At 60.7% G+C, this 19,938-nt stretch carries 19 protein-coding genes and 1 riboswitch; of the genes, 13 read left to right on the forward strand and 6 right to left on the reverse strand.

Going from position 1 to position 19,938, the window contains the following annotated elements:
• Positions 1-203: 203 nt before the first annotated feature.
• Positions 204-1,070 carry a branched-chain amino acid aminotransferase gene (locus VOI23_RS07660; protein WP_323783783.1) on the reverse strand — a complete coding sequence of 289 codons (867 nt, stop codon included), beginning with the start codon at positions 1,068-1,070 and terminating at the stop codon, positions 204-206.
• A gap of 173 nt (positions 1,071-1,243) precedes the next feature.
• Here VOI23_RS07660 and VOI23_RS07665 point away from each other — a divergent pair, with 173 nt between their 5' ends.
• From VOI23_RS07665 to dxs, 7 genes are all read left to right on the forward strand, one after another.
• Positions 1,244-1,741, forward strand: a complete 498-nt coding sequence (locus VOI23_RS07665; protein ID WP_323783785.1) for a MarR family winged helix-turn-helix transcriptional regulator — start codon at positions 1,244-1,246, stop codon at positions 1,739-1,741.
• Positions 1,738-2,439, forward strand: coding sequence for a response regulator (locus VOI23_RS07670; RefSeq protein ID WP_323783787.1), 702 nt, complete (start codon positions 1,738-1,740; stop codon positions 2,437-2,439). Before VOI23_RS07665 ends, VOI23_RS07670 begins: the two co-directional genes overlap by 4 nt.
• A 145-nt stretch (positions 2,440-2,584) precedes the next feature.
• A complete protein-coding gene (locus VOI23_RS07675) occupies positions 2,585-3,082 on the forward strand; it encodes a hypothetical protein (protein ID WP_323783789.1) in 498 nt (165 codons plus the stop codon).
• A 38-nt stretch (positions 3,083-3,120) separates the two neighbouring features.
• The gene (locus tag VOI23_RS07680; RefSeq protein WP_323783791.1) at positions 3,121-4,050 is read left to right on the forward strand and encodes a histone deacetylase family protein; all 930 of its coding nucleotides are present in this window, start codon (positions 3,121-3,123) and stop codon (positions 4,048-4,050) included.
• A complete protein-coding gene (locus VOI23_RS07685) occupies positions 4,047-4,289 on the forward strand; it encodes an exodeoxyribonuclease VII small subunit (RefSeq protein ID WP_323783793.1) in 243 nt (80 codons plus the stop codon). The genes VOI23_RS07680 and VOI23_RS07685 overlap by 4 nt, the downstream gene beginning before the upstream one ends.
• Positions 4,290-5,159, forward strand: coding sequence for a farnesyl diphosphate synthase (locus VOI23_RS07690; RefSeq protein ID WP_323783795.1), 870 nt, complete (start codon positions 4,290-4,292; stop codon positions 5,157-5,159).
• A gap of 18 nt (positions 5,160-5,177) precedes the next feature.
• Complete coding sequence (gene dxs, locus VOI23_RS07695; protein WP_323783797.1) at positions 5,178-7,106, forward strand: 1-deoxy-D-xylulose-5-phosphate synthase; 1,929 nt, start codon at positions 5,178-5,180, stop codon at positions 7,104-7,106.
• Positions 7,107-7,168: 62 nt separating this feature from the next.
• Here dxs and VOI23_RS07700 read toward each other — a convergent pair whose 3' ends face one another.
• The 5 genes from VOI23_RS07700 to thiB all read right to left on the reverse strand — a co-directional run bounded on the left by VOI23_RS07700 (position 7,169) and on the right by thiB (position 12,131).
• On the reverse strand, positions 7,169-8,023 hold the full coding sequence (locus VOI23_RS07700) for an SDR family oxidoreductase (protein WP_323783799.1): 855 nt from the start codon (positions 8,021-8,023) through the stop codon (positions 7,169-7,171).
• Between the two features lie 36 nt (positions 8,024-8,059).
• A complete protein-coding gene (locus tag VOI23_RS07705; RefSeq protein ID WP_323783801.1) occupies positions 8,060-8,869 on the reverse strand; it encodes an SDH family Clp fold serine proteinase in 810 nt (269 codons plus the stop codon).
• A gap of 73 nt (positions 8,870-8,942) precedes the next feature.
• Positions 8,943-9,638, reverse strand: a complete 696-nt coding sequence (locus VOI23_RS07710; RefSeq protein WP_323783803.1) for an ATP-binding cassette domain-containing protein — start codon at positions 9,636-9,638, stop codon at positions 8,943-8,945.
• A complete protein-coding gene (locus VOI23_RS07715) occupies positions 9,625-11,157 on the reverse strand; it encodes a thiamine/thiamine pyrophosphate ABC transporter permease ThiP (RefSeq protein ID WP_323783805.1) in 1,533 nt (510 codons plus the stop codon). Before VOI23_RS07715 ends, VOI23_RS07710 begins: the two co-directional genes overlap by 14 nt.
• On the reverse strand, positions 11,154-12,131 hold the full coding sequence (thiB, locus tag VOI23_RS07720; protein WP_323783807.1) for a thiamine ABC transporter substrate binding subunit: 978 nt from the start codon (positions 12,129-12,131) through the stop codon (positions 11,154-11,156). The genes VOI23_RS07715 and thiB overlap by 4 nt, the downstream gene beginning before the upstream one ends.
• Before the next feature lie 38 nt (positions 12,132-12,169).
• Positions 12,170-12,281, reverse strand: a riboswitch (TPP riboswitch).
• Positions 12,282-12,372: 91 nt separating this feature from the next.
• On the opposite strand from thiB, the gene aroC reads away from it, so the two are divergent.
• The 6 genes from aroC (at position 12,373) to VOI23_RS07750 (ending at position 19,932) form a co-directional block, all read left to right on the forward strand.
• On the forward strand, positions 12,373-13,479 hold the full coding sequence (gene aroC / locus VOI23_RS07725) for a chorismate synthase (RefSeq protein ID WP_323783809.1): 1,107 nt from the start codon (positions 12,373-12,375) through the stop codon (positions 13,477-13,479).
• Entirely contained in the window at positions 13,479-14,138 is a 660-nt protein-coding gene (locus tag VOI23_RS07730; protein WP_323783811.1) for an HD domain-containing protein, read from the forward strand. The genes aroC and VOI23_RS07730 overlap by 1 nt, the downstream gene beginning before the upstream one ends.
• Complete coding sequence (locus VOI23_RS07735) at positions 14,135-15,079, forward strand: AEC family transporter (RefSeq protein WP_323783813.1); 945 nt, start codon at positions 14,135-14,137, stop codon at positions 15,077-15,079. Before VOI23_RS07730 ends, VOI23_RS07735 begins: the two co-directional genes overlap by 4 nt.
• 227 nt (positions 15,080-15,306) lie before the next feature.
• Complete coding sequence (gspD, locus tag VOI23_RS07740; RefSeq protein WP_323783815.1) at positions 15,307-17,274, forward strand: type II secretion system secretin GspD; 1,968 nt, start codon at positions 15,307-15,309, stop codon at positions 17,272-17,274.
• Complete coding sequence (locus VOI23_RS07745; RefSeq protein ID WP_323783817.1) at positions 17,264-18,724, forward strand: GspE/PulE family protein; 1,461 nt, start codon at positions 17,264-17,266, stop codon at positions 18,722-18,724. Before gspD ends, VOI23_RS07745 begins: the two co-directional genes overlap by 11 nt.
• Positions 18,721-19,932, forward strand: coding sequence for a type II secretion system F family protein (locus VOI23_RS07750; RefSeq protein WP_323783819.1), 1,212 nt, complete (start codon positions 18,721-18,723; stop codon positions 19,930-19,932). Before VOI23_RS07745 ends, VOI23_RS07750 begins: the two co-directional genes overlap by 4 nt.
• Positions 19,933-19,938: the final 6 nt, after the last annotated feature.

A 19,938-nucleotide genomic window follows, 5' to 3' on the forward strand; every position in this document is an offset into this window, starting at 1 on the left:
GAGACGTGTTGAACGCGCAAAGAGAAGGCCAGTTGTGTAAACGGGGGCTGACCGGATGGTAAAAATTTGCGGAAGGTTTTGTGACGCCCATTGGTGTGAAGACCGATGGCGGGAATGGAGGGTCTTTGTGGAACGATGAAAAGCCGGGCGGTTCGATCCTGCCCGGCCTTTAGGATATTTCGAGACGTCCGATCAGGTGAGGATCAACTGCGCACCATTTTTTCATAGCTTTCCGAAATGTCGCGGGTCAGTGCGCCGACTTCGAACCTGTAATCGCCGATTTGGCCGACGGGCGTGACTTCGGCGGCGGTGCCGGTCAGCCAGCATTGTTCGAAGCTTTCCAGCTCTTCGGGCATGATATGGCGCTCGGTCACCGTGATGCCGCGTTCTTTCAACATGCCAATCACGGTCTGACGTGTGATGCCGTTGAGGAAACAGTCCGGTTTCGGGGTGTGCACTTCGCCGTTCTTGACGAAGAAGATATTGGCGCCGGTCGCTTCGGCCACATAACCGCGGTAATCGAACATCATCGCGTCGGAACACCCTTTGTCCTCGGCGGCATGTTTCGACATGGTGCAGATCATGTAAAGCCCGGCAGCCTTGGCTTCGCAGGGGATGGTGGCCGGGTCGGGACGGCGCCACTTGGCGATGTCCAGTTTCGCACCCTTCATCTTGGCGTCGCCATAATAATTGCCCCATTCCCAGGCCGCGACGGCGACCTGAACCGGGTTGTTGCGGGAAGCTACCCCCATGTCTTCGCCCGCCCCGCGCCATGCAATGGCCCGGACATAGGCGTCGGTCCAGCCATTGGCGGCCAAAACGTCGTATTTTGCCTTTTCCAGATCTTCCACCGCATAGGGCACTTCGAAATCCAGCAGGTTGGCGGAATTTCGCAGCCGTTGGGAATGTTCGACGCTTTTGAAGATCTTGCCGTTATAGCAGCGTTCGCCCTCGAATACCGAAGAGGCGTAATGCAGGGCATGGGTCAGCACGTGGACCTTGGCATCGCGCCAGTCCACCAGTTTGCCGTTCATCCAGATTTTACCGTCGCGATCATCGTATCCGGCCATGTCCCGTCCTCCTGCGCCTGCGCGCCTTTGCATATGTTGCGCGGATTTAGTCCGAAACGGACACATTCTTGCGCCAAAACTGCGATTCGGTACCAAGTTGATCTTGGAAAGTCAATAAGACTGACTTAAGCTGCCTCTATTGCGGGCATATTGATGATTTCCGGGGGAAATTTATGGCGGATGTGACGACGGGCGAAAAATTGCTTTTTCTGACCGACGAACAATTGCGGCAGGGAATCGAGGCGATGTTTTTCGCCTATCGCGGTTTTACCGCGGACCCTGATCGCATTCTGGCCGGCATGGCTTATGGTCGTGCGCATCACCGGGCGATCCATTTCATCAACCGCGCCCCGGGGACCACGGTCAACAATCTGCTGGTGCTGCTGGGGGTAACCAAACAATCGCTGAACCGCGTCTTGCGCACCTTGATCGAGGACGGTCTGGTGGAAAGCCGTGTCGGCATGGCCGACAAACGCGAACGCCACCTGTACCTAACGGAGGCGGGGCAAGAGCTGGAACGTAAACTGTCTGATGCGCAGCGCGCCCGTATGCGCGCCGCTTACCGCGCGGCAGGGCCACAGGCAGTGGCCGGGTTCCGGCAGGTTCTCGAAGCGATGATGGATACCGAGATGCGCCGCAAATACCATGCCCTCAAGGAGAACGGCGCATGAGTGATGTAGATGCTCATCTGCTGATCGTTGACGATGATGAGCGTATTCGCGGCTTGTTACAAAAATTCCTGATCCGTAACGGGTTCCTGGTGTCGGCGGCACGCGATGCGGCACATGCGCGCCGGTTATTAGCGGGCCTGGATTTCGATCTGATCGTGCTGGATGTAATGATGCCGGGCGAGGACGGTATCAGCCTGACCCGGGATCTGCGCCAGACGATCACCACACCGATTCTGCTGCTGACTGCCAAGGGCGAAACCGAAGACCGGATATCGGGATTGGAAGTCGGCGCGGATGATTACTTGTCCAAACCGTTCGAACCCAAGGAATTGTTGCTGCGGATCAATGCGATCCTGCGGCGGATGCCAGCGTTGACCCCCGAAGATACAGCGCCGAAGGTTCTGTCGCTGGGGCCGATCCGTTACGATGTCGACCGGGGCGAACTGTGGCGTGACAATGAATTGGTGCGGTTGACCGCCACCGAAAACCAGCTGATGAAAATCTTTGCCGCCCGGCCCGGCGAAGCGATCAGCCGGGCCAATCTGGTCGAAGACCTGGGTCGCGATCACGGGCAGGCCCAGGAACGTGCGGTAGATGTTCAGATCACGCGGCTGCGGCGCAAAATTGAACACGACCCGAAACAGCCGCGTTATCTGCAAACCGTGAGGGGAGCGGGATACATGTTGGCACCCGATTGACTTGTATTGGATTGCGCCGGTCCTTCAGTCGCGGGGAATTTTCTTTGTTCGCCTGAATAACCCCTTGTTTTTGGGAGAATTGTGTTAGGTTCCGCCCGCACAAGTTGGTCGATACAAGAATCAACAAGGGACAAGGAGAACAACAATGAAATTATTTAAGACCTTTTCGGCAATGGCTTTCGCGGTTGCGTTGACCGCCCCGTCGGTGGCGCCAGCTGCCGATCTGGAATATTGGGGCGAAGCCGGTGGCTGGGATGTCATGGTCGACCCGACGCTTGGCTATGGTTGCCTGATTCAGGCGGAATACAATAACGGTGTTCTGGTGCGGATCGGGTTCGATCTGAACGAAGGGGCCGCCTACCTGACCGCCTTTCACGACAATTGGGGTGATATCGAAGAAGGGGGGCAATATGACATCTCCTTCGACGTTGACGGTCAGACCTATCACGGCGTGGCAAAGGGTATCTATCTGAACGGTGTTCCGGGGGCTGATATCTATTTCGACAGCGAAGATTTCCTTTGGGATTTGGCTTCGAAATACACGCTGACACTGTATAACGATTACGGTGAGGTCATGACGATCGACCTTGATGGGTCCATGACTGCACTGGAAGAGGCGATAGCCTGTCAGGATTCGCAATAACGCCGAACCGGCTTCCGGATCACGACAAGGGGGGGGATATGACGACTGCCTTCTATACGCATTCGGACTGTTTGAATCATCAGACCCCAACCGGCCATCCAGAACAGGTTGGCCGGCTGCAATCCGTGACAGAGGCCTTGCAGGGTTTCGATGCGCTGGACCGGCGCGACGCGCCGCTTGCACCGGACCGGCTGATCGGTCTGTGTCATCCGCAAAGCTATATTGACAGAATCGCAGCGGCTGAACCGCAGCAGGGCTGTATCGCGCTGGATGAAGACACCTTCATGTCACCGGGATCATTGCAGGCCGCGCGCCGCGCGGTTGGCGGTGCTTGCGCTGCCGTCGATGCGGTAATGACCGGCGAGGTGGCCAATGCCTTTGTCGCCTGCCGCCCGCCCGGCCATCATGCCGAACGTGAAACTCCGATGGGATTCTGCCTGTTCGGAAACATCGCCATCGCCGCGAAACATGCGATCATGGCGCATGGGTTGACCCGGGTGGTGATCGTGGATTTCGACGTGCATCATGGCAATGGCACGCAGGAATTATTGTGGACCGAAGACAAGGTGTTGTTCTTTTCCTCGCATCAATCGCCGCTCTGGCCCGGCACCGGAACCGAATCCGAACGCGGTAAATTCGACCAGATCGTCAACCTTCCCTTGGCACCGCAAACCGGCAGCCTGGAAATGCGCAACACTTATGTGCGTCAAGTCTTTCCGATGATCGAGGCATATAAGCCTGAACTGATCCTGATTTCCGCCGGGTTCGACGCGCACAGGGCAGATCCGCTGGCGCAACTGGAATGGGAAGTGGACGATTATACCTGGATCACCGAACATCTCTGCGATCTGGCGTCGAGACATTGCGCGGGTCGCGTTGTCTCGACTTTGGAGGGCGGATATGATCTGACGGCGCTGGCGGCTTCGGCCGCCGCACATGTTCAGGTTTTGATGGAGAAGGGCGCATGAGCGATAAGCCGGTCAGCGAAATGAGCTTCGAAGACGCGATGAAAGAGCTGGAACAGGTTGTGGGTCAGCTGGAACGCGGCGACGTGGCGCTGGAAGATTCCATCAAGCTGTACGAACGCGGTGCCGAGCTAAAGAAGCGCTGCGAAACCAAGCTCAAGGAAGCCGAAGAAAAAGTTGCCGCGATCACCCTCGACGGGGATGGCAACCCAACGGGATTGAAGCCGGTCGAAGGTTTGTAAGTGTTCGAAACCCGCTTGAAAGACGCCGCACAGCAGGTGCAGGCGCATCTGGATGCCGTAATTGCGCCGATGGGCGATCTGCCCGTGGTCGAGGCGATGCGCTACGCCAGCACCGGCGGCAAACGGTTGCGTGCTTTTCTGGTGCTGGAAACCGCGCGGCTGCACGGGATCGCGCCGCAACAGGCGCTTTGGCCCGCCGCGGCAGTCGAGGCGCTGCATGCCTACAGCCTGGTGCATGATGATCTGCCCTGCATGGATGATGACGATTTGCGCCGCGGAATGCCCACGGTGCATATCCAGTGGGATCAGGCCACCGCCGTACTGGCCGGGGATGCGCTGCAAACGCTGGCCTTTGAATTGCTGTCCCGGGCTGAAACATCGCCCGACGCCGCCATTCGATGCGATCTGGTGCTGGGGATGGCCCGGGCCGTCGGCGCGCGCGGCATGGTTCTGGGTCAGGCGCTTGATATCGCCGCGGAAACCGCGCCGGACCCGCTGACGCTGGACCAGATAACCGAATTGCAGGCGGGTAAGACCGGGGCGCTGATCGAATGGTCTGCCGCTGCGGGGCCGATCCTGGCTGGGGCCGATACGGCACCGTTGCGGGCCTATGCGCAGGCGCTGGGCCTTGCTTTTCAGATTGCCGATGACATCTTGGATGTAACAGGTGACGAAAAAACTGCCGGAAAACGGCTGCAGAAGGACGAAAAGGCAGGCAAGGCGACCTTTGTGTCGTTGCTGGGATTGGACGGTGCGCGCGCCCGCGCCGCCGAACTGATTGAGCAGGCCCATGCGGCGCTTGACACCTATGGTGACGACGCCGAATGCTTGCGGGATGCCGCCCGTTTCGTTATTGCGCGGCAAAGCTAAACTCCCCGGAGGGGGCCAATGCCAGACAGATCCAAAACGCCGTTGCTTGATGATGTCCACCAGCCGTCCGACCTGAAACGGCTGAACGACACCCAACTGCGCCAGCTTGCCGACGAATTGCGCACCGAAACCATCAGTGCGGTGTCGGAAACCGGCGGCCATCTGGGCGCGGGTCTTGGCGTGGTCGAATTGACCGTTGCATTGCACGCGGTGTTTGACACGCCGCGCGATAAACTGATCTGGGATGTCAGCCATCAAAGCTATCCGCATAAAATCCTGACCGGACGGCGCGATCGCATCCGCACCCTGCGCCAAGAAGGTGGATTGTCGGGATTCACCAAACGCAGCGAAAGCCCCTATGACCCGTTCGGCGCGGCGCATTCGTCGACCTCGATTTCCGCCGCTTTGGGGTTTGCCGTGGCGCGTGATCTCGGCGGGAACGCCGAAGGCGGGTTGGGTGACGCCATCGCGGTGATCGGCGACGGATCAATGAGCGCGGGCATGGCGTTCGAAGCGATGAACAATGCCGGTCACCTGAAAAAGCGGCTTTTCGTGATCCTGAACGACAATGACATGTCGATTGCGCCGCCGGTGGGCGCATTGTCGAATTACCTCAATCGGCTGTATTCAGGCGAACCGTTTCAGGACTTCAAGGCCGCCGCCAAGGGCGCCGTTAGCCTGCTGCCCGAACCGTTCCGCGAAGGCGCGAAACGGGCCAAGGAAATGCTCAAAGGCATGACCATCGGCGGCACGTTGTTCGAAGAACTGGGCTTTACCTATATCGGCCCAATAGACGGCCACGACATGGCTCAGCTTCTGCCGGTGCTGCGCACGGTCAAGGCGCGGGCCACCGGACCGGTGCTGATCCATGTTCAGACCAAGAAGGGCAAAGGTTACCCGCCCGCAGAACGCGCCCGTGATCGTGGGCATGCCACCGCCAAATTTGACGTTCTGACCGGCGAACAGAAAAAAGCCCCCTCGAACGCCCCCAGCTACACAAGCGTCTTTGGCAAGGCGTTGCTGGACGAAGCGGCGCGCGATGACAAGATCGTCGCAGTGACCGCCGCGATGCCCGACGGGACTGGTCTGAACCTGTTTGCCGAACGGTATCCCAGCCGCTGTTTCGATGTCGGTATCGCCGAGCAGCATGGCGTGACCTTTTCCGCGGCTCTGGCTGCGGGCGGGCTGAAACCGTTCTGCGCGATGTATTCCACGTTCTTGCAGCGCGGCTATGATCAGGTGGTGCATGATGTCGCCATTCAACGCCTGCCGGTGCGCTTTGCCATCGACCGCGCCGGACTGGTTGGTGCCGACGGGGCAACCCATGCAGGTAGTTTCGACACCGCCTTCATGGCCAATCTGCCCGGCATGGTGGTGATGGCCGCCGCTGATGAGGCCGAACTGGTCGATATGGTCGCCACTGCCGCGGCGCATGATGACGGACCGATCGCTTTCCGCTATCCGCGCGGAGAAGGGGTCGGGGTCGACCTGCCCGAACGCGGCACGCCGTTGCAGATCGGCAAGGGCCGGATGATCCAGAAGGGCGGCCGGGTCGCGATCCTGTCTTTCGGCACAAGGTTGCAGGAAGTGATGAAAGCCAGCGAAAATCTGGCTGCCAAAGGGATCCGGCCGACCGTGGCCGATGCCCGTTTCGCAAAACCACTGGACGAGGACCTGATCCTGACTTTGGCGCAGGATCACGAAGCGCTGATCACGATCGAAGAAGGTGCCATTGGCGGTTTTGGCAGCCATGTCGCCCAATTCTTGGCCGAAAATGGTGTTTTCGACAGTGGTTTGCGGTTCAGGTCGATGGTTCTGCCCGATATTTTCATTGATCAGGCGTCGCCTGCGGCAATGTATGACGTCGCGGGCTTGAATGCGTCCGATATCGAAACGAAAGTCCTCGAAGCGCTCGGAATTGCCACGATCAGAGAAAAAAGGGCATGAAACGCCCGATCGTTCTGCCGCTTGACCTGACGCTGGTTGCTATCGGGCCGCAATAATCAGGGTCAGGTTTTGCCTGCCAGCATCGCGGCCAAGCCGTCGCGATAACTGGCGTATTTTAGGTGGATGCCCAGTTCGGCCTTGATGCGATCATTCCGCACCCGTTTCGATTCCGCATAGAAACTGCGTGCCATCGGCGTCATCTCCGCTGTTTCAAACGGGATCGCGGGCGGCACGGGCAGGTCAAGCAACTCTGCCGCAAGGGCGATCACGTCTTCGGGTGGGGCCGGATCGTCATCGCACAGATTGTAAATCGCACCCGGATTTGGGGCCTGGATCGACGCCGCCAGAACCTGCGCAATATCCTCCACGTGAATCCGGCTGAACACCTGATTTTCCTTGATGATCCGCCGCGCGGTGCCATTTCGGACCTTGGCAAAGGGGCCGCGACCGGGGCCGTAGATTCCCGCCAACCGGAAAATATGCAGCGGCAACCCGGGAATGGCGCCCCACTCCGCTTCGGCTGCAACCCGCATCTGGCCGCGCTTGGTCGATGGTGTCAGCGGGGTATCTTCGTCCACCCATCCCCCCTGATGATCGCCGTAAACCCCGGTGGTCGACAGATAACCGATCCAGTCGAACCGATCCGCACGCGCCGCGATCTGATCACGGTATAGTCGCAGCACCGGATCGCCCTCGGCATCCGGCCCGGCGGAAATCAGGATATGGCTGGCCTGATCCAGACAGGGGGTCATATCGGTATCGGGCCACAGTACCGGGTCCACCCCGGCCTCCCGCAAGCTCTCGAACTTCTCGGGTTTGCGGGTGGTGCCGATCACCCGCCATCCTTGCGGAATCAGCAACTTGGCAAGCGCTGCGGCACTATAGCCGTGGCCAAAGGAAATCAGGGTCTTGGTCATGCGGTCTCTCTGGTTCTCAATTTGAAAACGAAGGGCTTACCCGTGTTTGCGCGGCAGGTATTCCACCCCGCCCTGTTTGTTGGTCGGCTGCGGATAAAGCCGCATCAGGTCCATCACCTCGATCGGTATGTCGGTGCTGATCGGCAGCCCCATCTGCTGCGCCTCTTCTGCGGAAATGGGGTAATCATGGGTCCAGCCGCCCGAAGCCAGCTTGTCCGCCACGTCCTTTGCCTGCGCCGCATCCATGTGGCTGGCCAGCAGGTCTTCGGCTTCGCTGCGGACCTGTACGATGGCCTTATGCGCCATATCGGCATTGATCAGAGTGGCATCGTCCAGTTCTTTTACCGGCTTTTTGGCCACCGCCGCCAGGATCGAGGCTGCGGGCTGCTGTCCCAGTTGCGGATCGACCGGGCCCAGAACCGCGTGGCGGTTCATCACGATCTGATCTGCGGCCAGGGCAATCAGGGTGCCGCCCGACATTGCGTAATGCGGCACCAACACGCGCACATCGGCCTTGTGTTTCTTCAGCGCCCGGCTGATCTGCACAGCGGCCAGAACCATCCCGCCCGGCGTGTGTACGACAAAATCAATCGGGGTGTCGTCATCGGTATTGTCGATCACCCGCAGCACCTGTTCGCTGTCCTGAACGTCGATATAGCGGATCAGCGGTATCCCAAGGATGCTCATGGTTTCCTGGCGGTGCACAAGAACGATCACCCGCGATCCGCGTTTGCGCTGAATTTCGTCGATCTTGCGCTGGCGCATCGCCTCTTGCAGCTTTTTCTGCAGAACCGGCTGCAACGCCGTAAACAGGATAAAGATCCAGATCAACGACATGAAATCCATTGGGTTTTCCTTTCGGTGGCGTCAAATCGATTGTGGCCGCCCCGGCCTGCCGGTGCAAGCGTGAGGCGCAAATTCAATCGCCCAGATAGGCCCGCAGTGCCGCAGATGGGTTTTTGAACAGCTCCGCCGTGGATTGCGGCGGGCTGACCGTGCCATCGGCCACGACCGATGTCAGATCTGCGATCATCCGGGCGTCTTCTGGATCATGGCTGACCATGATTAACGTACCGCCAATATCGGACATGAGGTCCCGTACCAGCCGTAGCATATCGCGTTTCAGCGCCGGACCCAGCGCTGCAAAGGGTTCGTCCAGCAGCACCAGCGGCCGGCGCTGAACCAGAATCCGGGCCAGCGCCACCCGGCTTTGCTGCCCACCCGACAGGCTGCCGGGCTTGCGCCCCCCCAGACCCGACAATCCGACCCGGTTCAGCGCGTCTTCTACCTGAACCCGTTCGGCCTGATCCAGTTTCAGATCGGGACGCAGGCCCAGACCCACATTCAAGGCCACACTGAGATGCGGAAACAGGTTATTGTCCTGAAACAACATCGCCATCGGCCGTTTGCCCGGTGCCAACCCGGTCAGGTCACGCCCCTGCCACGTCACCCGGCCCGATTGCGGCGGAAAAAATCCCGCGATCACGTTCAGCAGTGTCGATTTTCCCGCTCCAGACGGGCCGATCAGGGCCAATATGCGACCCTGTTCCAGTGTAAAGTCGGCCTTCAGGCTGAAATCGTCCTGAACGATCCGTAGCTGTTCAAGTGTCAACATCGCCGCGCCCTCCTTTGTCCAATATCCAGAACAGGCCCAGACTGGAGACCAGCAACAACAACCCGGCCCCGGCTGCTGCTTCCATCCGGAACGCGCCCATCAGCCGGTACATCTGTAGCGGCAGAGTGGCGCGGCTGGGATCGGCGAACAACGTGATCACCCCCAGATCGCCCATCGACATCGCCGCAGTCAGACCCGCGGCAAATCCCAGCGCCCGCCGCGCCCGTGGCAGCAGCAGCAATCGCAGCCGGGTCCAGCCCGTCAGGCTCAGGGAATCCGCAAGCCGCCCGAAATTCTGTTCCGACGCGCGCAAGGACGGGATCAGCACGCGCAGGGTAAACGGCAGCGCCATCAACGCATTGACCAGACCGGTCACGACAAAGGCCAATCGCGCCGGGTCGGCGAAAGGGTACACGATCAGGAACAACCCGGTGCCCAGAACCAAAGGTGAGCTGACGATGCCGAACAGCCCGACCACCTCGACCCAACCACGCCGCAGCGCGGTCAGCGCCAGCGGCAGCGCCAGGACCAGAGTCAGGACTGTCGACAGCAGTGCGATCATCAGCGAAACCCAAAGCGCCGAATAGACCTGGACGGGCATCTTGGCCCAACCTGCAACACCGTTGACCACCACCATCGTCAGCGGCAGCAATAAAAACAGCGCAGCCAAGATCAGCACCAAGGTATCATTCAGCCGTAACAGTGTCGATTGCGCATCCCAGCGCGTGACCACCCGGTCCAACCCCGCCCCGAACCCTTCGCCGCGCGAAAATTTCAGTGCCATCAATGCCACGACGCTGACCAACAGGGTCTGGATCACCGCCAGCATCGCGGCCCGTCCGAGATCGAAATCGAACCGGAACGCCTGATAGATCGCCAATTCCACCGTGGTCGCCTTGGGCCCGCCGCCAAGGGTTAGTGCAACGGTGAAACTGCTCAGACACAGGGCAAAGATGACCACGAACGCGCCCGGTGCGGCCGCCCTCAGCATTGGAAATTCCAGTTGCCGGGCGATCTGGCCCGCAGTCATGTTAAGGCTGGCGGCCAGCCGGAACCGTTCCGCCGGGATCTGCTGCCAGGCTTGCAGCAGAATGCGTGTGGCCAGCGGCAGATTGAAAAACACATGCGCCAGAACCACCCCATGCAGACCATAGATCTGCACCGGCGGCAGCCCGATCCAGATCAGCGCGGTATTGACCACGCCGCTGCGCCCGAAAACCGCCAGAAGGCCCAGAACCGCCACGATGACCGGCAGGATGAACGGTGCCCCCAGAAGCGTGATCAACACCCCGCGTCCGGGAAATTGCCGCCGCGCCAATGCGCGGGCGACAGGGATCGCCAACAACGTGCTGAACAGCGCCGACAATGTCGCTTGGGTGATGGAAAACCGTATCGCGGCCCAATCGCCGGGGCCGGGAATGACACCGCCCCCGGCCTTGGCAAAGACCACGATCAGCGGCCCAAAGATGAACAGCAGGACAAATGCCGCCGCCGCGTATCCCGGGCCGCTTCGGATCATTTCGACAGCGCCTCAAGCCATTCGGCCAGTGCCGCGTCGCGCACCGCACCGGCCTGATCGGCAGGCACGATCAGGGCCTTTTCGGGCTGGATCAGGGTCTCGAAACCCTTCGGCAATCCCTCCGCCGGAGTCACGGCGGGATACATCCAGTTGGTGGTCGGGATTACAGACTGGAACGCGTCCGTCACCATGAATTGCAGGAACTGATCGGCCAGGTCGGGCTGATCGGTTCCGGCGATTTTGCCTGCAACCTCGATTTGCAGATAATGCCCTTCGGCAAAATGCGCCGCCACTTTGGAAGAATCTTCTTCGGCGATCAGGTGATAGGCGGGCGATGTGGTGTAGGACAGAACCATGTCGGCCTCGCCCGCCATGAACAATCCGTAGGCTTCGGACCAGCCCTTGGTCACGGTGACGATATTATCACTCAACCCTTCCCAGATTGCCGGGGCTTCGTCGCCATAGGCCGCCTTCACCCACATCAGCAGACCCAGACCTGGGGTCGAACTGCGCGGGTCCTGGATGACGATTTTCAGATCGCTGTCGGCCAGCGCTTTGAAATCGGCGGGTCCGTTCAGATCGGCATTTTGAACGAAGGCGAAATAGCCCCAGTCATAAGGCACGAAGACCGGATCGTCCCACGCCACCGGCAGATCGTATTCGGCGCTGACCGGGGATTGCGCGAACAGCCCGGTTTCTGCTGCGGCAGCGGTCAGGTTTGTATCCAGCCCCAGAACCACGTCGGCCTTGGTGCGGGCGCCTTCCAGCTTCAGCCGCCCCAGCAGCGACGCGCCATCGCCGGCACCGACGAATTGCAGGTCGCAGGCGCAGACCTCTTCGAACGCTTTTTCCACCGCCGGGCCAGGGCCCCAATCGGACACGAAACTGTCATAGGTGTAGATCGTCAAAACGGGTGTTTCGGCCACGGCTGTGGTGGCAGCAAACAATCCCGTGGCAAATGCAAGATACTTCATTGGTATCCTCCTCACTGCGACGGGCGGAGTCAGAACGGATACCATATCCATACCTTCCCTCCGCCGGTCTTAACCGGTTCAGGTTCAACGGGTTCGCAATATCGCATCTCAGCCTGTCACAACGCGTGGCAGGCACCCCGAGGTAAGCGCAGACCTAGCGCCACAGATCATGCGTTTCAAGGCAAAACAGCTTGAGCGCCAAGGCCACCCTTTGTATTGCAGGCATCAAAGGAGCGCTGCAATGAGCATGAACACTTTCGGTCACCTGTTCCGCGTCACCACTTGGGGTGAAAGCCACGGGCCTGCCTTGGGGGCAACGGTGGACGGCTGTCCGCCCGAAGTTCCGGTGAACGAGGCGATGTTGCAGCACTGGCTGGACATGCGCCGCCCGGGGCAGAACAAAAACACCACTCAGCGTAACGAACCCGATGCGGTAAAAATCCTGTCGGGCGTGTTTGACGGCAAAACCACCGGCACCCCGATCCAGTTGTTGATCGAAAACACCGATCAGCGGTCGCGCGATTATGGCGAGATTTCCCAGACCTTCCGCCCCGGTCATGCCGACATCACCTATCACCTGAAATACGGCAACCGCGATTATCGCGGCGGCGGCCGGTCTTCGGCCCGTGAAACCGCCGCCCGGGTGGCCGCCGGTGGCGTCGCGCGCGAAGCGATCAGGGCAATGGTGCCGGGACTGGAAATCAAGGGTTACATGACCGCGATGGGCGATCTGGAGATCGACCGCGAGACATTTGACTGGGACGCCATCGACCAGAATGATTTCTGGATTCCGCAAGGCGCCGAAACCGCGCAACACTGGGAAGACTACCTGCAAAAGCTGCGCAAGGATCACGATTCCGTCGGCGCGGTGGTCGAAGTGGTGGCGCGCGGCGTACCCGCCGGGATCGGTGCCCCGATCTATGGCAAGCTCGATACCGATCTGGCGGCGGCGATGATGTCGATCAACGCCGTCAAGGGCGTCGAGATCGGCGAAGGCATGGCGGCGGCAAAACTGCGCGGCAGCGAAAACGCCGATGAAATTTTCATGGGCAACGATGGCCAGCCGGTGTTTTCCTCCAACCATGCGGGTGGCATCCTTGGCGGGATTTCCACCGGGCAGGATGTGGTGGTGCGCTTTGCTGTCAAACCGACCTCGTCAATCCTCACCCCGCGCAAATCAATCCGCAAGGACGGTACGCCAATCGAGGTGATCACCAAGGGCCGTCACGACCCCTGCGTCGGCATTCGCGCGGTGCCGGTGGCCGAGGCGATGATGGCCTGCGTGATCCTTGATCACCTGCTGCTGCATCGCGGACAGATCGGCGAAAATCGCGGCACCATCGGGTAATGGAGCCTCTGCGCCAGACCCTGCGGGACATTGCCGAACGGGACATGGCGCAGGACAGCGCCCATGATCTGGGGCATCTGGATCGGGTCTGGTTCACATGCGACCGGATTGCCGCGACAGAAGGCGGCAATCGAAAGCTGCTGCTGGCGGCGGCCTATCTGCACGATCTGGTCAACCTGCCCAAGGACGCGCCGAACCGGGCGCAGGCGTCGCGCCTGGCCGCCGATGCCGCTATCCCGCATTTGCAGGCGCTGGGTTTTTCCGAAACCGAAATCGCCCGGACCCGCCACGCCATCGAAGCACACAGCTTTTCCGCCAATATAGAGCCTGAAACCCAAGAGGCCCGCATCCTGCGCGACGCCGACCGGATGGATGCCATCGGCGCCACCGGTATTGCCCGGACATTTGCGGTTTCCGGTCGGCTGAATCGCCCGCTTCATCACCCCGACGACCCCTTTGCTACCCACCGGCCCCCCGATGACAGCGCCTATGCGCTGGATCACTGGCCGGTCAAGCTGCTGCGGTTGGCCGAGGGCATGACCACCGAAACCGGGCGCGCCTTGGCACAGCGGCGGCTGTCGGTGATGCATCGTTACCTGTCCGATCTCGCTGACGAAATCGGAACCGAACCGCCGCAACATTGGGACATACAGACATGATCGACATTCTTTCCATCACCTTCCCGATCTTCGCGGCCATTGCGCTTGGCTTTGCCACGGTCCGGTTCGGCATGTTCAGCCCGACAGACATGAAGATCATGGGCAAATACGTCCAGAACATCGCGCTGCCCGCGCTGCTGTGCGCCGCGCTGATAAAACGTGATCTGTCCGAAGTGCTGGACCTGTCCTATGTTGCCGTTTTCGCCATCGGCGGATTGGCGACGATAACGGCGATGTATGTGATCCTGTCGCTGCAGGGCACCGGCCCGGCGCGCCGCGCCATCGGGGTGATGGGGGCAAGCTGCCCCAATTCCGGCTTTGTCGGCTATCCGGTCATGTTGCTGTTGTTCCCGGACAAGGCAGGCATCATTCTGGCGCTGAATTTCGTAGTGGAAAATTTCGTTCTGATCCCGATCGGTCTGGTCCTGCTGGAATCGTCGCGCGACCTGACCCATAAAAGCCGCTGGCACATGCTGGGGTCGCTGTTCCTGTCGATCCTGAAACGGCCGCTTTTCATCGGGTTGCTGGCCGGGCTGGCGATCATGCTGTCGGGGATCACGCTGCCTGCTGCGGGGCTGCGCTTGCTCGACATGCTGGCGGCTTCGGCCAGCGCCTTGGCGTTGTTCGTGATCGGCGGGTCGCTGTTCGGTTTGCCGGTCAAGGGCAATCAGGTACTGGCGACGCAGATCATCCTTGGCAAGCTGATCCTGCATCCGGCGCTGGTGGCGGCGACCGCAATGTTGCTACCGCTGATCGGCCTGCCGATGCTGGGGGCCGATATGCATATGGCGGTGATCCTGTCGGCGGCGATGCCGATGTTCCTGATTTACACGGTCTTCGCGCTGGATTATGGCCACGAAGGCGTGGCTTCTATCGCGCTTCTGGGTGCGACTTTCGGATCTTTCATCACCCTCAGCATCCTGCTGGCGGTGCTGGTTTGATCCTGAATTTTCCGGGATTTGGGGCCACTTGACCTGGGTATCACCGGTCCGTGCCAACGGTCCTGCCTGTCCAGCGGCGGGCGGGATGTAGCCATCGAGTCACAGATCAACCCGATTCCAACCAAAAAGAGTGCCTTTTAATGCCCGTTCGGCTATGATGTCATGAAATTACAAGTGGCAGACAACCCCGGGACAAGGGAAATCTGCCCGGCACGAGAGAGCAGGTTATGAAAATTCTAGCGTCGATCCGGCCTATTCTGGCCGCGTTCGGTCTGATGCTCGGAACGGGCGTTGGTCCTTTGGCAATCTTGGTGCTGGATGCCCAGCCGGCACGGGCGCAGGTGGCCCTGGATCTGCGCGATGCCGATATTCGCAGCTTCATCGAAATCGTATCCGAAGCGACCAACCGCCGCTTTGTTCTGGACCCCGAAGTGCGCGGCACCGTCACGGTTCTGGCCCCCGGCGACATGTCCCCGGATGAACTGTACGAAGTCTTTCTCAGTGTGCTGGAACTTAACGGTCTGACCCTGATCGAAGGCACCGGCGCTGACCGGATTGTGGCCATGCGCAATGCGCGTGGCCTTGCCTCGGGACCCGATGTCGCTGGCAGCAAGGGCACCTATGAAACCCGGGTGATCGAAGTCGAAAACGCGCCATTGCAGGACGTTGTCGAAGTGGTGCGGCCATTGTTGCCCGCCGATGCGATCCTGACCCCGGTGCCGGGATCGAATATGCTGATCCTGTCCGACCGCGGTCAGAACTTCCGCCGGATCGAGGCGCTGATCCGCCGTCTGGACCAACCGCGCGATGAACCGATTCAGATGATCCGGCTGCGCAATGCCAACGCCTCCGAAGTGGCCCAGGTGATTCAGTCGATGGGTATCCTGCCCGACGGCGCGGCGTTATCGGTGGATCGCCGCTCGAACGCCCTGGTGGTTTCCGGCTCTGCCGATCTGCGGGAAAAAATCCGGGTCTTGGCATCGCGTCTGGATACGCAGCAAAACAACGTCGTCAGCCACGCTGTTGGGCTGAACTATGCCGATGCCGCCGCGCTGGCGGATGTGGTGCTGCGTGCCATTACCAACGAACAGCAGGGCGCGAACGAAGTACCAATCCATATCGTGCCGGAACCACAGACCAACACGCTTCTGGTGACCGCGCCACAGGACCGGATGGACGATATCGTCAGCATGATTCACTATCTCGACCGCCGCCCGCGTCAGGTTTTGGTCGAAGCGGTGATTTTTGAAATGTCAGTCGACGGATTTGCCGATCTGGCGGTGCAATGGGCCGGAATCCTGAATAACGCCGTGGTCGGCGGGGCGCAATTCACGCTGGAGGGCCGTCCCAGCCTGACCAATCTGGTGGCCTCCGTCCTGAATGGCACCACCATTGACGCGGGCTCGGGCGGGATCATTGCCGGCGTGCCGTCGCAGGGTGACCGGGGGGTTGCAGGGTTCTTGTCCGCCGTGGCCTCGACCAGCTCGACCCGGCTGCTGTCGACCCCGTCGATCATGACCCTGAACAATCAGGAAGCCGAAATCATCGTCGCCCAGAATGTGCCTTTCGTCACCGGCGCCTATTCCACCGTCAGCGACAGCGCGGTGGAAAATCCGTTCCAAACCATCGAAAGGCAGGATGTCGGCCTGACCCTGAATGTCACACCACAGATCAACGCCGACCGCACCGTGCGGATGGATATCAAGCAGGAAGTGTCGAACCTGACCTCGTCGCAGGCGGCCTCGGGGGGTGAAATCACCTCGAAACGGTCGCTGTCGACATCCGTTTTGGTGCGCGACGGCAATGTGATCCTGCTTGGCGGGTTGCTGGAAAATGGCTCCGGCTCGGTCAGCCAGCGGGTGCCCGGCATTTCCAAGCTGCCGCTCATAGGTGGGCTTTTCCGCGGCAAGAACGCCACCAAGAACCAGCGGGTTCTTTTGGTTCTGCTGCGCCCGCAAGTGGTCAATTCAGAAGAGGAAGCTCAGAAGCTGAGCCGTAAAATCGCCCGCGAAGCACGCAAAGCAAGCCTTGCCATCGAACCCATGGATGACGGAAAGTATCCGAAAACGCCGTCGGGGGGGCTGCCCTTTGACGGGGTCGACCTGAACCAACCGTTTGATGCCGGATTCGTTGATGATGTCGCGCAACGCAGAAATTTCCCGCCGCTCCCCAGCCGGATCCAGTTTGGCAACTAGGCTGCCCTTTGCGTTCGCCCGTGATCAGCAGGTGGTGCTGGATGGCGGGCGGCTGATCGTCGGGCCCGCCGTCACCCAGTTGGGTCTGCGCGAAGCGCAGCGGCGCCTCGGCATGATCCCCCATGTCGATTTGCAGGAAAGCGATCAGGCCGGGTTCGAAACCGCGCTGGCGCGGATTTACAACGCGGGCGAAGCAGATTCCGAAACCGGGGCCGATCCCGAACTCCTTTTCGATCTCGAAGACAGCTCGGCCACTGCCCGGCAACGCGATCTGCTGGACGATCCCAGCGACGCGCCGGTAATCCAGCTGGTCAACCGGCTGCTGAAACGCGCAGTGCTGAACGGGGCGTCGGACCTGCATGTAGAACCGCATGAACACGGACTTCGGGTGCGGATGCGGATCGACGGTTTCCTGCAGGAAGTGATGGATCGCTCCGACGTACCGGTCAAACGGATCGTGTCGCGGCTCAAGGTGATGGCCGGATTGGATATTGCCGAAACCCGGCTGCCACAGGACGGGCGCATTCCGCTGACGTTGGGCGGGCGGATGATCGACACAAGGGTGTCGTCGCTGCCCGGTCATTACGGCGAACGGATCGTCTTGCGGATTCTCGACCGGTCGGCGGGGTTGATGCCATTGACCGATCTGGGGCTGACGCAAACACAGCAGATATTGCTCAAACGGCTGTCGGCGCTGCCCAACGGGATCATCCTGGCCACTGGCCCGACCGGCGCGGGCAAGACCACGACGCTTTATTCCCTGCTGCAGCTGGCCGACCGTGACGAACGCAATATCGTCACCGTCGAGGACCCGATAGAATACGATCTGCCCGGCATTTCGCAAAGCCAGATCAACGCCGATATCGGCATGACATTTGCCGCCGGTCTGCGCGCCACGTTGCGGCAAGACCCGGATGTGATTCTGGTGGGTGAAATCCGCGACCCCGAAACCGCCAGCGTCGCGACACAGGCCGCTTTGACCGGTCATCTGGTGTTTTCGTCGCTGCACGCCAACAGTTCCATCGGTGCCGTCGTGCGGCTGCGCGACCTTGGGCTGGACAATTTCCTGATCGCCGCCACCCTGCGCGGTGTGATCGCGCAGCGGCTGTTGCGCAAACTGTGCACCGACTGCCGCCGGCCGCATCAACCGACCGGGGATCAGGCCGACCTGTTCCGCCGTCATGGTATCGAGGTGCCTGATGTTCTGTATGAACCTTTCGGCTGCGATTCTTGCGGCGGGTCCGGTCATTCCGGCCGGATGGGAATTTTCGAAATGGTCGAGGTGGGCGAAACCCTGCGCGCCGCGATTGACCGGGATGCCACCGAAACCGAAATGAAGGCCCTGGCGCTGGGTGTCAGTGAAACCCTGATCGGGCAGGGGCTGGCGGCAGCGGCGGCCGGGACATCCAGCCTGACCGAAACCCTGCGCGTGGTTGGGGACGTGGCGTGAAGGCCTATGCCTATACCGCCTATACAAGGGCAGGGCGCCGTAAATCCGGCACCGTCGTGGCCGAAACCGAAGCCGACGCAGCGGCGCAACTGGCCCGACAGGAACTTTTCGTTGCCGAAGTCTCGGCAGCGCGGGATCGTTCTGCCGGGGGGATGAAATCGGGATTTCGCAATCGGCTGAATGCCGATTTGCAGGCGGTATTCACACGTCAGATGGCGGTGATGCTGGCCGCCGAATTGCCGGTGGAAGCCGCGCTCGAAGCGGTGCGGACTGGCGGCCATCCGGCGTTGGATGCGGTCGCGGCGCAGGCGCGGGCCTCGCTGATGGATGGCGCGGCGCTGTCAGAGGCTCTCGATGGCACCGGTGCGGGGTTCCCGCCCTACTTTCTGGCCGCGATCCGCGCGGGCGAATCCGCCGGGGATCTGGCTGGTGTTTTTTCCGAACTGGCCGATCATCTGGATCAATTGGGAACTGACAAGGCGCAGATTTCCACCGCGCTGATCTATCCTGCCTTCGTCGCGGCGGTGTCGGTACTGGTCTGCGGCATCCTGATGACCTCTGTCGCGCCGGAAATCGTGTCGATGTTCGAAATGTCAGGCCGCCCGTTGCCGCAACTGACCCGCACCGTTCTGGCCATGTCGGATTGGATACAGGCGCATCTGGTGTTTCTGGCCGTGGCTTTTGCCGCTTTGGTGGCGCTGGGCGTGGCCACGCCGCGGGTCGAAGCGCTCAAAGACATCCGTGACCGCGCGGTCCTGAAACTGCCGGTCCTGGGTCGGTTGAAACGGTTGACCGAAGCGGTGCAATATATGCGCACGCTGGCGTTGGTGCTGGGCAGTCGTCACGCCGTGCTGAGCGCGGTGGACAGCGCCGTGGATGTGCTGACCGTGGCCGGGTTTCGCGCGCAGGGACAACAGGTCGCCACCGCCGTGCGACAGGGCGAAAGCCTGTCGACGGCGTTGCAACGGCTCAGTTTCCTGCCACCGGTTGCGCGACAACTGATCCATGCCGGGGAAACTTCGGTCCGGCTGGCGCAGATGACCGAACGGGCGGCGGTTCTGGTCGAACATCGGCTGTCGACCGAACGCAAACGCATCGCCGCTCTGCTGGAACCGATGCTGATGATGATCGTCGGCGGCATGGTGTTGGTGATCGTGCTGGCGGTGTTGCTGCCAATCTTCGATCTACAGGCGATCGTTGCCGGTTAGAACAGG

The organism is Thalassovita sp., assembly GCF_034670005.1.
Lineage (GTDB): Bacteria > Pseudomonadota > Alphaproteobacteria > Rhodobacterales > Rhodobacteraceae > Thalassobius.

Excerpts from the sequence above, each read along its gene's own strand:
- VOI23_RS07660 (WP_323783783.1), bottom strand. The coding sequence starts at position 1,070 with ATGGCCGGATACGATGATCGCGACGGTAAAATCTGGATGAACGGCAAA.
- VOI23_RS07665 (WP_323783785.1), top strand. The coding sequence starts at position 1,244 with ATGGCGGATGTGACGACGGGCGAAAAATTGCTTTTTCTGACCGACGAA.
- VOI23_RS07670 (WP_323783787.1), top strand. The coding sequence starts at position 1,738 with ATGAGTGATGTAGATGCTCATCTGCTGATCGTTGACGATGATGAGCGT.
- VOI23_RS07675 (WP_323783789.1), top strand. The coding sequence starts at position 2,585 with ATGAAATTATTTAAGACCTTTTCGGCAATGGCTTTCGCGGTTGCGTTG.
- VOI23_RS07680 (WP_323783791.1), top strand. The coding sequence starts at position 3,121 with ATGACGACTGCCTTCTATACGCATTCGGACTGTTTGAATCATCAGACC.
- VOI23_RS07685 (WP_323783793.1), top strand. The coding sequence starts at position 4,047 with ATGAGCGATAAGCCGGTCAGCGAAATGAGCTTCGAAGACGCGATGAAA.
- dxs (WP_323783797.1), top strand. The coding sequence starts at position 5,178 with ATGCCAGACAGATCCAAAACGCCGTTGCTTGATGATGTCCACCAGCCG.
- VOI23_RS07700 (WP_323783799.1), bottom strand. The coding sequence starts at position 8,023 with ATGACCAAGACCCTGATTTCCTTTGGCCACGGCTATAGTGCCGCAGCG.
- VOI23_RS07705 (WP_323783801.1), bottom strand. The coding sequence starts at position 8,869 with ATGGATTTCATGTCGTTGATCTGGATCTTTATCCTGTTTACGGCGTTG.
- VOI23_RS07710 (WP_323783803.1), bottom strand. The coding sequence starts at position 9,638 with ATGTTGACACTTGAACAGCTACGGATCGTTCAGGACGATTTCAGCCTG.
- VOI23_RS07715 (WP_323783805.1), bottom strand. The coding sequence starts at position 11,157 with ATGATCCGAAGCGGCCCGGGATACGCGGCGGCGGCATTTGTCCTGCTG.
- thiB (WP_323783807.1), bottom strand. The coding sequence starts at position 12,131 with ATGAAGTATCTTGCATTTGCCACGGGATTGTTTGCTGCCACCACAGCC.
- aroC (WP_323783809.1), top strand. The coding sequence starts at position 12,373 with ATGAGCATGAACACTTTCGGTCACCTGTTCCGCGTCACCACTTGGGGT.
- VOI23_RS07730 (WP_323783811.1), top strand. The coding sequence starts at position 13,479 with ATGGAGCCTCTGCGCCAGACCCTGCGGGACATTGCCGAACGGGACATG.
- VOI23_RS07735 (WP_323783813.1), top strand. The coding sequence starts at position 14,135 with ATGATCGACATTCTTTCCATCACCTTCCCGATCTTCGCGGCCATTGCG.
- gspD (WP_323783815.1), top strand. The coding sequence starts at position 15,307 with ATGAAAATTCTAGCGTCGATCCGGCCTATTCTGGCCGCGTTCGGTCTG.